Here is a 12,564-nt window from a genome sequence, read left to right as displayed (position 1 = left end):
GATCATCCTACGGGCGGCGGCTCAGGCGCTCCCGTGCGGTCTCCCCGGCATCCAGGACCGCATTCTGGGCGGCCGCGCGCTGCAGGGCACGCTGCTCGCGCATCGGCCGCGCCTCCAGCGGGATCGCGAAGCTCAGGTGCGCAGCCATCAGCGGTTCGAGAGCGGATGCCGCGGCCGCCACGCGCGCCGGAACGTCGCCGCGCACCTCGAGCCAGGGCACGGGCTGCGCGGCGAGGACGTCCCGGAAACGCTGTTGCATGTCGTGGCGGATGTGCTCGCCGTCACGCATGCCGTCCTGCTCGAACGGGATCTCGTCACCGGTGAGCACGTAGAGGAGCGGCCGGTGGCGGTCGGCGGTGCGATGCAGGCGTTCCGCGACCGTGCCGACGTACCTCTCGTGCCAGAGCGCGGTCGCGAGCACATCGGTGTCGCACACCAGCACGGGACGGGGCACGCGGCGGAGCGCGCGCTCCTCGAGAGCGATCTGGCGGTCGACGATGAGGTCGAACTCGTCGCTGCGCCAGGGCGCTTCGAGCCCGCCCTCGCGCACCTCGGAGTGCTCCCGCCCGTACTCCGGCACCCACAGCGTGCCGAGGTGCGCGGCCAGAGCGCCTGCGAGCGTCGTCGATCCGGTCGACTCGGCGCCGAGCACCACGACCCGCGGAGTGAGCGACGCCCGCACGGCCGGCGCGAGCTCGTGCCAGAGCGCCGCGGGGTCGGCGCGGATCGCCGTGCCCGACACCGGGTTTGTCCGTCGCCCCTCGTCGACCTGCACCCAGCGCGCGCCGAGGCGCTGTGCGAGCTCGCCGCCATAGGCATCGCACGAGAAGACGGTGTCGACGGGCTCATCGAGCAGCGACTCGATCACGGCGAGATGCTCGCGCCACGCGGCATCCGATCCGAAATCCACCGGGGCGTCGTCCATCGCCGCCACGACCCGCGCACCGGGGTGCGATTCGCGGATCCAGTCGGCGCGCGTCTCGAGCGGGATTGATTCGACGGAGGCTCCGAGCACCTGGACGGTCACGCGTGCGCTGCGGCGCTGGGCCTCGCGGATGAGGTGCGAGTGCCCGCTGTGGAACGGATAGAACTTGCCGATCACGAGCCCGTGACCTTCGCGGCGCTGGGCCTGGATGCGCGATGGCGTCTCGGTCACGCGGGTGCCTCGGCCCGTGTGCGCTCCCCGGCCGCCACCCGACGCCACGACGCGAAGCCGAACACGCACAGGCCGATGAACAGCAGGTACAGGGCCGCGATGACCCAGAGTCCGGTGACGATCGAGATACCGATGATCACGACGTCGACGCCGATCCACACGAACCAGTTCTGGATCCACTTGCGGTTGAGCATGTACTGCGCGACGAGGCTCGCAGAGGTGGTCAGCGCATCCGCGATCGCGACCTCGGAGTCGGTGAACGACGTCAGCGCCCAGACCAGCACGGCGGCGCCGGCGATCCCCGCGAGCACCAGCCACGGGACGGCCCGGCGCGGCGTGCTCGCGATGTAGGTGCGGCTCTGTTCGACACCGCGCGTCCACCGCCACCAGCCGTGCACGCCCATCACGAGGTAGACGACCTGGAGACCGGCTGCGGCGTAGACGCCCGCGCCGAGGAAGACGACGAACAGCACCACGTTGTTGGCGATGCCGATCGGATAGGTCCAGACGTTGCGGAGCCCGGCCAGGAGCACGCAGGCGGCTCCGGTCACGAAACCGAGCACCTGCGGCCACTCGGCGGCCAACCAGTCGAGCACGACGGCCTAGAGGTCGACGCCGACGAGCACGGGTTCGGGCTGCAGGACGAGCCCGAACTCGCTGTGCACCCGGCTCTGGATGAAGCGCGCGAGTTCCGCCACCTCGGCGGCGGTCGCACCGCCCCGGTTCGTGAGCGCGAGCGCGTGCTTGGTCGAGACCGAGGCGCGCGAACGCGGCAGCTTGAACCCCTTGCGGATGCCGGCCTGCTCGATGAGCCACGCGGCACTGACCTTGACGTCGGCCGCTTCGCGCGCCGGCGCCGGGATCAGGCCACCGTACGACGACAGCGGGATGACCGTGACGGTGTCGAGGTCGGGCGAGACCGGCCAGCGCGGGCACTCCGGCGGGAGTGCCCGGGCGACCGTCTCGGTGACGATCGCGTTCTGGAAGAACGACCCCACGCCGTGCGTGTCGGGATCGACCTGATCCCACAGCATGCCCTTCGATGCGCGCGTGGCGAGGATGCGCTCGCGCACCCACGTCAGCAGCACCGGGGCGTCGTCGCCGAGGGTGAGCGCGCGACGCAGCTGTTCGCCGCGCACGATGCGCTCCCGCGCGACCAGCAGGTCGACCGTGATCGACAGGATCACCGCGCGGCGTTCGGGCTCGCTGCCGTAGTGGTGCTTGAGCACCGAGGTGCGGAACCCGAGGCCCAGCTCCGAAGCCGGCACCGTCGAGATCTCGCCGGTGGCCTGGTCGATGAGCTCGACCTCGACCAGCGTCTCCTGGATCTCCTGGCCGTAGGCGCCGATGTTCTGCACGGGGGCTGCGCCGACCGTGCCGGGGATGCCGCTCATCGCCTCGAGTCCGGCATAGCCGCGCTCGACCGCGTACGCGACGAGCTCGTCCCAGCCGTGCCCCGCCTGCGCGCGCAAACGGATGCGCCCCTCGTGCGGGGAGGGCAACTCATCGATCCCGCGTGTGAGCACACGGATGACCGTGCCCTCGAACTGCTCGTCGCCGACGAAGAGGTTCGACCCTCCGCCGAGCGCGAACCACTCGTCGCCGCGCGCCCACGTCCCGCGGAGCGCGCTGACGAGCCCCTCGGTGGTCGTGGCGTCGAGCATGCGTTCGGGAGCGCCACCGGTCGCGATGGTGGTGAGCGCGGACAGCGGGATCGGCGTGATCTCGTGCACCTCGGCGTCGCCCATCAGACGGCGATGCGCAGCTGCGCCTTGACGAGCACGGTGGCCTCGCCGAACGTGACCTTGAGGTCGACGCGCGCCGCCGTCTCGTCGACGGCGCCGATCGTGGCCAGCACGTGCACGTCGGCGCCGTGCTCGGGGTCGACGACGACAGGCTTCGTGAAGCGCACGCCGTAGTCGAGGATGCGGGTCTGCGGGTCGAGGGCGGCGACGACCACCGACGAGGCGATGCCCATCGTCAGCATGCCGTGCGCGAGCACGCCGGGCAGACCCACGGATGCCGCGACGTCGTCGCGGTAGTGGATGGGGTTGAAGTCGCCGGAGGCTCCGGCGTAGCGCACGAGCGACTCGCGCGTCAGGTGCACGGTGCGTTCGGCGATCACGTCTCCGATCGAGTACGCCATCACTCCCCCTCTCCGACCAGCAGCACACTGGTCGCGGTCACGACATGGGCGCCGGCGGCATCCGTGATCTCGGCCTCGCTCGTGATCATCGCGTTGCCGGCCATCATGCGGATGCCGGTGACGCGCAGCTGAGCGGTGAGCTCGTCGCCCGCGACGATCGGCCGCGAGGAGGTGAAGCGCTGCTCGGCGTGGATCGTGCGCGCCAGCACGATGCCCGAGTCCTCCGCGCTCAGCAGCTGCTGGAGCGTGAGGTCCTGGATGACCATCGCGAACGTCGGCGGAGCGACCACGTCGGCGAAGCCGGCCGCGCGGGCCGCCTCGACGTCGGTGTGCTGCGGGGCGTCGGCGAAGACGGCGCGGGCGAACTCGCGCACCTTCTCACGACCGACGAGGTACGGGGGCGTCGGCGGGAACTCCCGGCCGACCAGTTCTTGGTTCACTGGCACCCCTCGATCCTATCGAGGGTCGCCGACAGCCGCCCCGCTCGTCCGGACCCTCAGTCCTTCTTCCTGCGGCCGCGGATCGCCTTGAGAGCCATCTGCACGCCGATCACGAGGAGGTACGCCGCGAAGAGGATGTTTCCCGTGCCGGGATCGATCAGCGTCGCGAGCCATGCGCCGAGCGCGGTCGTCGTGCACGCGGCGATGCCGATCAGAGCGGCGGCGAGAAGATCGACGTTGCGGTTGCGGAGGTTGCCGACCGTGCCGGAGACAGCGGTGGGGATCATCATCAGCAGCGATGTGCCCTTGGCGACGAGGTCGCTGGTGCCGAAGGCCAGCATGAGCACCGGGACGACGATCACACCCCCGCCGACGCCGATGAGCCCGGCGAGGATTCCCGTGCCGACGCCGACGGCGACGAGAGCAATGCCCGAGATCCAGGTGAGGTCGAACGGAGCATCCCGCGAGGGGATCACGAGGAAGAGGCTCACGATCACGACGACGAGGAAGCCGACGAATCCCCACCGCAGGGCGGTCTGGGAGATGCGCGGCAGCAGACGGGTGCCGATCTGGGCGCCGACGACGGCTCCCGCGGCGAGGATCAGCGCCGGGATCCAGGCGACGGATCCCGAGGCGGCGTAGGAGATGACGCCGACGCTCGCGGTCGGGACGATCGCGGCGAGCGACGTGCCGGCCGCGAGACGCTGATCGAAGTGCAGGAAGAGCACCAGCAGCGGGACGATGACCGTGCCGCCGCCCACGCCGAAGAGTCCGGAGAGAAGACCGGCGAGCAGGCCGATCCCGATGAACGTCGTGTAGGCCCGCGGTCCACGGAATGGCTTGGTCACCGCGTCGTTCACGTCGCTCCTTCTCACGCGGCCCACGCTGCGGCCGCACCGTCCGACAGCCTACTCCCGCGCCGACCGCGACCCCGACTCGATGACATGGGTCATCCGCTCCACCTGCGCACGCAATTCCCGCAGCTCGGCGAGCACCTCGGTGTCCGGGCCACCTGGACCCGGGCCGCCCTTCGAGGTCCGATCCTCGTCGAGCCCCTGCATGGCATCGACGATCACGGCGATGAAGAGGTTGAGCACCGTGAGCGCGCTGATCAACACGAAGGGCACGAAGAACGCGGGAGCCCACGGTATCTCGGCCGTCACGGTGCGGGCGATCGCGCTCCACGAGTCGAGGGTCATGATCTGGAACAGCGAGAAGAGGGAGGCCCCCATGTCTCCGAAGTACTCGGGGAAGCGCGCCCCGAACAGCATCGTCGACATCACCGCCCCGACGTAGAACACGATCGCCAGCAGCGCCGCGATCGATGCGATGCCCGGCACCGCGCGCACGAGCGCATCGACGACGCGGCGGAGCGAGGGGATCACCGAGATCAAGCGCAGCACCCGTAGCACGCGCAACGCACGCAGCACCGCGAAGCCGTCGGCGCCCGGGATCAGCGCGACGCCGACGACCAGGAAGTCGAAGACGTTCCACGCGCTGCGGAAGAACGCCAGCCGCTGGGCATAGAGCTTGAGGCCGATCTCCACCAGGAAGATGCCGAGGCAGATCTTGTCGAGCACGTGCAGCAGTTCGCCGAACGACTGCATGACGGTCGTCGAGGTCTCGAGCCCGAGGATCGCGGCATTGATGAGGATGACGACGATGATGACGGTCTGCACACGCGCGGAGAGCACGAATCGCCCGATCGCCGCGCGGGAGTACCAGGGCTCGGTTCGCATGACGGCATCCTTTCATGCCGTACCCGGTACATACGAAGAAGCCCGCCACCTCGCGGTGACGGGCTTCTCTCGAGTCGAGTGATTACTCGGACTTCTCCTCGGCGGCGGGCGCCTCGGTGGTCTCCTCGGCGGCGGGAGCCTCCTCGGCGGCGGGAGCCTCCTCGACGACCTCGGCGGTCTCCTCGGCCGGAGCCTCCTCGACCGGCTTCTCGGCCTTCGGCGCGGCAGCAGCCTTCTTGGTCGACTTCGCCTTCGGGGTGACGGGCTCGAGAACGAGCTCGATCACGGCCATGGGAGCGTTGTCGCCCTTGCGGTTGCCGACCTTGGTGATGCGCGTGTAGCCACCCTCGCGGTCAGCGACCAGCGGAGCGATCTCGGTGAAGAGCGTGTGCACGACTTCCTTGTCACCGATGACCGACAGCACGCGACGGCGTGCGTGCAGGTCTCCGCGCTTGGCGAAGGTGATGAGACGCTCGGCGAGCGGACGCAGGCGCTTGGCCTTCGTCTCGGTCGTCTTGATCGACTTGTGGGTGTACAGCGCAGCGGCGAGGTTGGCAAGCAGCAGGCGCTCGTGGGCGGGGCCGCCTCCGAGGCGGGGACCCTTAGTGGGCTTGGGCATAATCGTCTAACTCCTGGTCAGAAAGGTCGGGTATCAGAAGGACTCGTCTTCGCTGCCGCCGTAGAAGTGGGCGCCGTCGAAACCGGGCACCGAATCCTTGAGCGACAGACCGAGCGAGATGAGCTTGTCGCGCACCTCGTCGACCGACTTCTGGCCGAAATTGCGGATGTTCATGAGCTGCGTCTCCGACAGGGCGACGAGTTCAGAAACGGTGTTGATGCCCTCACGCTTCAGGCAGTTGTACGAGCGGACCGACAGGTCGAGGTCCTCGATCGGCATCGACAGCTCGCTGGAGTTCACAGCCTCCACCGGTGCCGGGCCGATCTCGATGCCCTCGGCCTCGACGTTCAGCTCGCGGGCGAGACCGAACAGCTCGGTGAGCGTCTTGGCAGCCGAAGCGACGGCGTCGCGGGGGCTGATCGAGTTCTTCGTCTCGACGTCCAGGACGAGCTTGTCGAAGTCGGTGCGCTCCCCGGCACGGGTCGCGTCGACGCGGTAGCTCACCTTGAGGACCGGCGAGTAGATCGAGTCGATCGGGATCTGACCGGCCTCGGCGTACTCGTTGCGGTTCTGCGTCGCCGAGACGTAGCCGCGGCCACGCTCGATCGTGAGCTCGAGCTCGAACTTCGCGGTGTCGTTGAGCGTCGCGATGACGAGCTCGGGGTTGTGCACCTCGACACCGGCCGGAGCCGAGATGTCTGCGGCGGTCACTTCGCCCGCACCGGTCTTGCGCAGGTACGCGGTGATGGGCTCGTCGCGCTCCGAGGAGACGACCAGCTGCTTGATGTTGAGGATGATCTCGGTGACATCCTCCTTCACACCGGGGATCGTGCTGAACTCGTGCAGCACGCCGTCGAGACGGACGCTGGTGACAGCGGCACCGGGGATCGACGACAGCAGGCTGCGACGCAGCGCGTTGCCGATCGTGTATCCGAAGCCGGGCTCCAGAGGCTCGATGACGAACCGGCTCCGGTTCTCGACGATCTTTTCCTCGGTGAGTGTGGGACGCTGTGCAATGAGCACTCTGTGTTCCTTTCGATCACATGACCGCTATATGACATGTGGTGGGTGAGGTCTTGAGTTGTGGAAGTCGATGCCCGCGAACGGGCGGGCGAGCCGCTCGGCCCCGGCCGTTCAGTGAACGGGACGGAGCGAGCGGCTCGCGAGCCGGATCAGACGCGGCGACGCTTCGGCGGGCGGCATCCGTTGTGCGCCTGCGGGGTGACGTCCTGGATCGAGCCGACCTCGAGGCCGGCGGCCTGGAGCGAGCGGATCGCGGTCTCGCGGCCGGAGCCCGGACCCTTCACGAGGACGTCGACCTTCTTGACGCCGTGCTCCGCAGCCTGACGGGCAGCGGACTCGGCAGCCATACCGGCGGCGTACGGGGTCGACTTGCGCGAGCCCTTGAAGCCCACGCCACCCGACGAAGCCCAGGCGATGACAGCGCCGGACGGGTCGGTGATCGAGACGATGGTGTTGTTGAACGTCGACTTGATGTGGGCCTGGCCCAGCGCGATGTTCTTCTTCTCCTTGCGGCGCGGCTTGCGCGCGGCGGCCTTGGGTGCAGCCATGAAAGTGTTCTCCTAGTCCCTGGGGCCGCGCTTAGCGGGCCTTCTTCTTGCCGGCGACGGTGCGCTTCGGGCCCTTGCGGGTACGGGCGTTGGTCTTGGTGCGCTGACCACGGACCGGGAGGCCACGACGGTGGCGGATGCCCTCGTAGGAGCCGATCTCGACCTTGCGGCGGATGTCTGCGGCGACCTCGCGGCGCAGGTCACCCTCCACCTTGTAGTTGCCTTCGATGTAGTCGCGGAGGGCGACGAGCTGGTCGTCGCTGAGGTCCTTCACGCGGATGCTCTCGTCGATCTCGGTCGCCTTGAGGATCTCGACCGAGCGGGTACGGCCGACGCCGTAGATGTAGGTAAGGGCGATCACCACGCGCTTGTCGCGCGGGATGTCAACGCCGGCAAGACGTGCCATGCGGTTCTCCTGGGTGTTGTGGAGGTGTGGAACAGGATCGGTGCCCGGGCCTCCGCCCCGAGGTGTCGGCTCCGGCGGACACAGCTCCCCTGTGGGTTGCTGAGCCTGTCGAAGCGTCTGATCCTGCCGTTCGTGTATTCAGTTGTGTGTCAGATCCGAAGAGTGATCAGCCCTGGCGCTGCTTGTGGCGCGGGTTGCTCTTGCAGATCACCATGACGCGGCCGTGACGGCGGATCACCTTGCAGTGATCGCAGATGGGCTTGACGCTGGGGTTGACCTTCATGATGTTTCCTGTTCGCTGTCTTCGTACCGCCCCGCTGAGGGGCAGGCCGTTACTTCTCGACCGATCAGCGGTAGCGGTAGACGATACGGCCGCGGGTGAGGTCGTAGGGGCTGAGCTCCACGACCACGCGGTCCTCGGGGATGATGCGGATGTAGTTCTGCCGCATCTTGCCGGAGATCGTTGCCAGGACCTTGTGTCCGTTGCTGAGCTCAACGCGGAACATCGCGTTGGGAAGAGCCTCGGAGATCACGCCCTCGATCTCGATGACACCGTCTTTCTTAGCCATAGCCTCGCTGACGCTTCTGCAGACCGGTCGATCTGCGGTGGGTGATTGGTTTGCTGGTGCTGCGCCGACGGACACGCCGAATCAGTGCGCAAGGCACCAAAGATCTATGTTAGACGACGCCGGAGCATCCGGCAACCTGAGTCGTCGGCATCCGTTCATCGATGACCGCGTACGCGCCGAGGGCGGCCCCGCGTCGGGACCGCCCTCGGCGTCGTGTGGATCCGATCAGGGCAGGATCTGTGCGAAGCGCGACTGGATGTCGGCGTTCTCGATGCGCTCACCGTTGATCTCGACGGTGGGCGTGCCCTGGATCTCGTGCTGGTTGGTCTGGTCGCGGACGAAGTTCATGTACGTGCCGTCCGCGATGCAGTCGGCCGCCGCCCCCGCACCGACCTGCTCGGCGTAGGACGCGAGCTCCTCGTCGGTGTAACCCGCGGTGTTCTCCTGCGGCTGGTTGGTGAACATGAAGTTGAAGAAGTCCAGGAACGAGTCCGGTGCGTTCTCGGCGACGCAGTACGCGGCACCCGCGGCGCGGGTCGAGTACTTCGTGTTCTGCGAGTAGCGGTCGAGGATCGAGATCGGGTGGATGTTCAGCGTGATGTCGTCGCTCGCGGCGGCGGACTGCAGCTGCTCGCCGTAGGCGTCCTCGAAGTCACCACAGATGGGGCACATGAAGTCGACGAAGACGTCGATCTCATCGTCGCCGCCACCGAAGCTGATCGCGCCGGTCTCCTGGTTGACATTGCCGCCCTCGGGGGCGACGCCGGGGGCCGTGGCCTGGTTGTTCAAGAACACCACGAGGCCGCCGAGGACGACCAGCACGACGACGACTGCTGCGGACACCCCGATCGCGAACCAGTTGGTGTTGCTCTTCGCCGCTGCCATTGTCTTCCGTTTCTCTCGGTCTCGCCGCAGTTATTGCGGACGCAAGTACCCTGTGATCTTCCTGCATCAGCCTATGGGGTTCGTGTGAGGCGGGCCTTGCCTGCAGTTCACGCTTGCGTAACGGATGCCCTGCGGCGAGAGACGATCGGGCGCCAGGCGCCTCTCAGGCGACGGGGACCGGCGTCACGCCGAAGGGGGCGAGACCCGCCGCACCGCCGTCGGGGGCGGTGAGCACCCAGATGCCGTTGTCGTGCACCGCGACGCTGTGCTCCCAGTGCGAGCCGTCGGAGCCGTCGACGGTCGAGACGGTCCAGTCGTCGTCCTCGATGAATGTCGCCTCGCCACCGGCGGTGACCATCGGCTCGATCGCGAGCACCAGGCCCGGCTTGACCTCGGCTCCGGGGTCGGGCGTGCGGTAGTTGAAGACGCTCGGCGCCTCGTGCATCTTGCGGCCGATGCCGTGGCCGACGTACTCGCGCAGGATGCCGTAGGTCTCCCCCGACACCGCCGACGGGCCCTGAGCCTCGATGTACCCCTGGATCGCAGCGCCCAGGTCGCCGAGATGCGAAGCGCTCGCCATCGCGGCGATGCCGGCCCACATGGAGCCCTCGGTCACGCGCGAGAGCTCCTCGCGGTTCGCGACCACCTCGGGACGCGACTCGTCGGGGACGACCACGGTGATCGCGCTGTCGCCGTTCCAGCCCTGGTACTGCGCACCGCAGTCGACCGAGACGATGTCACCGGGCTGCAAAACCTGCTCGCCGGGGATGCCGTGCACGACCTGCTCGTTCACCGAGACGCAGATCGTGTGATGGTAGCCGCGCACGAGCTGGAAATTCGATTCCGCACCGCGCGCGAGGATCACACGACTCGCCTCGGCGTCGAGCTCGAGCGTCGACACTCCGGGGCGGATCAGCGGACGCACGGCATCGAGCGCCGCCGCCGTGATCAGCCCGGGCTCGATCATCGATCGCAGCTGGGCCGGGGACTTGTAGATCGACCGGCGGAACATCCCGGACCCGCTCAGACGGCGACGCGCAGACCGCGGGCGTCGAGCGCCGCGACGATGCGCTCGGTGATCTCGTCGAGCGAACCGACGCCGTCGATGCGGTCGACGATGCCCTTCTCGCTGTAGACGTCGATGATCGGAGCCGTCTCGCGCTCGTAGATGTCGAGCCGGTGCGCGATCGCCTCTTCGGTGTCGTCGGAGCGGCCCTGCTCGATCGCCCGGAGGCTGAGACGCGAGATGCTCTCGTCGCGCGGCACGTCGAGGAGGATCACGGCGTCGAGCGACTCACCACGGCCGGAGAGGAACTCTTCGAGGTGGCCGACCTGGGCGGTGTTGCGCGGATACCCGTCGAGGAGGAAGCCGTTCGCGGCGTCGTCCTGCGCCAGACGGTCGCGGACGATCTCGCCCGTGAGTTCGTCGGGCACGAGGTCGCCGCGGTCGAGGATCGCGGTGACCTTCTGACCGAGCTCGGTGCCGCCCTTGATGTTGGCGCGGAAGATGTCGCCGGTCGACACGACCGGGATGCCGAAGGTCTCGGCGATGCGCACGCCCTGCGTGCCCTTGCCCGAGCCCTGGGGGCCGACGATCAGGAGACGTGCGGATGCCGTCATCGGAGGAGCCCTTCGTAGTGACGCTGCTGCAGCTGAGCGTCGATCTGCTTGACCGTCTCGAGACCGACACCGACGATGATGAGGATCGATGCGCCACCGAACGGGAAGTTCTGGTTGGCGCCGACCGTCGCCAGGGCGATGAGCGGGATCAGGGCGATCAGACCCAGGTAGATCGAGCCGGGCAGCGTGATGCGCGTGAGGACGTAGTCGAGGTACTCGGCGGTCGGACGACCCGCACGGATGCCGGGGATGAAGCCGCCGTACTTCTTCATGTTGTCGGCGACCTCGACCGGGTTGAACGTGATCGCGACATAGAAGTAGGTGAAGCCGATGATGAGCAGGAAGTACGCCGCCATGTAGATCGGGTGGTTGCCCGTGGTGAAGTACGTGCTGATCCAGGTGACCCACGCGGCCGGCGTCGAGCCGTCCTGAGGAGTGTTGAACTGAGCGATGAGCGCGGGGATGTACAGCAGCGACGAGGCGAAGATGACCGGGATGACACCGGCCATGTTGACCTTGATCGGGATGTAGGTGTTGGTGCCGCCGTAGGTGCGGCGTCCGACCATGCGCTTGGCGTACTGCACGGGGATGCGCCGCTGCGACTGCTCGACGAAGACGACGAGACCCATGACGATGATTCCGACGAGGAGCACGAGCAGGAAGACCTCGAAGCCCTTCGTCTGCCAGATGAGGCTCATCGCGCCGGGGAAGGTCGCGGCGATCGAGGTGAAGATGAGGAGCGACATGCCGTTGCCGACGCCGCGCTCGGTGACGAGCTCGGCGAACCACATGATGAGGCCGGTACCGGCGGTCATCGCCATGATGATGAGCAGCTGCGCCCACCACACGTCGTTCGTGAGCAGGTTCTGGCAGGCCGCGAGATCCGTGGTGCCGAAGAGCTGTCCGCTGCGCGCGACGGTGACGAGGGTCGTCGACTGCAGGAGCGCGAGGGCGATGGTGAGGTAACGCGTGTACTGGGTCAGGCGGGCCTGGCCGGCCTGGCCTTCCTTGTGCAGCGCCTCGAAGTGCGGGATGACCACGCGGAGGAGCTGCGTGATGATCGTCGCCGTGATGTAGGGCATGACGCCCAGCGCGAAGATCGACAGCTGCAGGAGCGCGCCACCCGAGAAGAGGTTGACCAGTCCGAGGAGACCCTCGGTCCCGTTGTTGGCCGCGAGGCACTCCTCGACGTTCGGGAAGTTCACGAACGGAGCGGGAACGTTGGAGCCGAGCCGGTAGATGGCGATGATGGCCAGGGTGAAACCGATCTTCCGACGCAGGTCGGGAGTGCGGAAGATCCGCGCGATGGCGCTAAACAAGAACGTGCCTCCTGAAAGGGGTTGCCGCGACCGATGGGCGGCTGAAAGACCAGAGTAACCTAATCCGGGTTCTCGGCATCCATGTGCACAGAAG

At 67.7% G+C, this 12,564-nt stretch carries 17 protein-coding genes; all 17 read right to left on the bottom strand.

The window, feature by feature from the left end; all coding sequences use genetic code 11:
- Positions 1-7 precede the first annotated feature (7 nt).
- The 17 genes from ACFY9N_RS11010 to secY all read right to left on the bottom strand — a co-directional run bounded on the left by ACFY9N_RS11010 (position 8) and on the right by secY (position 12,470).
- Complete coding sequence (locus tag ACFY9N_RS11010; RefSeq protein WP_391478587.1) at positions 8-1,156, bottom strand: AAA family ATPase; 1,149 nt, start codon at positions 1,154-1,156, stop codon at positions 8-10.
- Positions 1,153-1,752, bottom strand: coding sequence for a nicotinamide riboside transporter PnuC (pnuC, locus tag ACFY9N_RS11005; protein ID WP_391478585.1), 600 nt, complete (start codon positions 1,750-1,752; stop codon positions 1,153-1,155). The genes ACFY9N_RS11010 and pnuC overlap by 4 nt, the downstream gene beginning before the upstream one ends.
- A 6-nt stretch (positions 1,753-1,758) precedes the next feature.
- Positions 1,759-2,889, bottom strand: coding sequence for a UDP-N-acetylmuramate dehydrogenase (locus tag ACFY9N_RS11000; protein ID WP_391479235.1), 1,131 nt, complete (start codon positions 2,887-2,889; stop codon positions 1,759-1,761).
- A 14-nt stretch (positions 2,890-2,903) separates the two neighbouring features.
- Positions 2,904-3,302: a MaoC/PaaZ C-terminal domain-containing protein gene (locus tag ACFY9N_RS10995; RefSeq protein ID WP_391478584.1), complete on the bottom strand. Its 399-nt coding sequence runs from the start codon at positions 3,300-3,302 to the stop codon at positions 2,904-2,906.
- Positions 3,302-3,748, bottom strand: coding sequence for a MaoC family dehydratase N-terminal domain-containing protein (locus ACFY9N_RS10990; protein WP_391478583.1), 447 nt, complete (start codon positions 3,746-3,748; stop codon positions 3,302-3,304). The genes ACFY9N_RS10995 and ACFY9N_RS10990 overlap by 1 nt, the downstream gene beginning before the upstream one ends.
- A 50-nt stretch (positions 3,749-3,798) precedes the next feature.
- Positions 3,799-4,602, bottom strand: coding sequence for a sulfite exporter TauE/SafE family protein (locus ACFY9N_RS10985; protein ID WP_391478582.1), 804 nt, complete (start codon positions 4,600-4,602; stop codon positions 3,799-3,801).
- A gap of 48 nt (positions 4,603-4,650) precedes the next feature.
- Entirely contained in the window at positions 4,651-5,481 is an 831-nt protein-coding gene (locus tag ACFY9N_RS10980) for an ion transporter (protein ID WP_391478581.1), read from the bottom strand.
- Between the two features lie 82 nt (positions 5,482-5,563).
- Positions 5,564-6,100: a 50S ribosomal protein L17 gene (gene rplQ / locus ACFY9N_RS10975; RefSeq protein ID WP_391478579.1), complete on the bottom strand. Its 537-nt coding sequence runs from the start codon at positions 6,098-6,100 to the stop codon at positions 5,564-5,566.
- Between the two features lie 33 nt (positions 6,101-6,133).
- Positions 6,134-7,123 (bottom strand): DNA-directed RNA polymerase subunit alpha, encoded by a 990-nt coding sequence (locus ACFY9N_RS10970; protein WP_391478577.1) that lies wholly within the window; start codon positions 7,121-7,123, stop codon positions 6,134-6,136.
- Between the two features lie 149 nt (positions 7,124-7,272).
- Positions 7,273-7,671, bottom strand: a complete 399-nt coding sequence (gene rpsK / locus ACFY9N_RS10965; RefSeq protein ID WP_017829189.1) for a 30S ribosomal protein S11 — start codon at positions 7,669-7,671, stop codon at positions 7,273-7,275.
- 31 nt (positions 7,672-7,702) lie between these two features.
- Positions 7,703-8,077, bottom strand: a complete 375-nt coding sequence (gene rpsM, locus ACFY9N_RS10960; protein ID WP_050722514.1) for a 30S ribosomal protein S13 — start codon at positions 8,075-8,077, stop codon at positions 7,703-7,705.
- A gap of 166 nt (positions 8,078-8,243) precedes the next feature.
- Positions 8,244-8,360, bottom strand: a complete 117-nt coding sequence (gene rpmJ, locus ACFY9N_RS10955; protein WP_005050492.1) for a 50S ribosomal protein L36 — start codon at positions 8,358-8,360, stop codon at positions 8,244-8,246.
- Between the two features lie 64 nt (positions 8,361-8,424).
- Positions 8,425-8,646, bottom strand: coding sequence for a translation initiation factor IF-1 (gene infA / locus ACFY9N_RS10950; protein ID WP_017201569.1), 222 nt, complete (start codon positions 8,644-8,646; stop codon positions 8,425-8,427).
- Between the two features lie 225 nt (positions 8,647-8,871).
- Positions 8,872-9,531, bottom strand: a complete 660-nt coding sequence (locus tag ACFY9N_RS10945; RefSeq protein WP_391478575.1) for a DsbA family protein — start codon at positions 9,529-9,531, stop codon at positions 8,872-8,874.
- Positions 9,532-9,694: 163 nt separating this feature from the next.
- A complete protein-coding gene (gene map, locus ACFY9N_RS10940) occupies positions 9,695-10,543 on the bottom strand; it encodes a type I methionyl aminopeptidase (RefSeq protein ID WP_391478573.1) in 849 nt (282 codons plus the stop codon).
- A gap of 11 nt (positions 10,544-10,554) precedes the next feature.
- Positions 10,555-11,151: an adenylate kinase gene (locus ACFY9N_RS10935; protein WP_391478572.1), complete on the bottom strand. Its 597-nt coding sequence runs from the start codon at positions 11,149-11,151 to the stop codon at positions 10,555-10,557.
- Positions 11,148-12,470 (bottom strand): preprotein translocase subunit SecY, encoded by a 1,323-nt coding sequence (gene secY / locus ACFY9N_RS10930; protein WP_247625168.1) that lies wholly within the window; start codon positions 12,468-12,470, stop codon positions 11,148-11,150. The genes ACFY9N_RS10935 and secY overlap by 4 nt, the downstream gene beginning before the upstream one ends.
- Positions 12,471-12,564: the final 94 nt, after the last annotated feature.

It is taken from the genome of Microbacterium sp. NPDC008134 (genome assembly GCF_042957055.1).
GTDB lineage: Bacteria > Actinomycetota > Actinomycetes > Actinomycetales > Microbacteriaceae > Microbacterium.
This window is presented reverse-complemented; position numbering and strand designations above follow the sequence as displayed.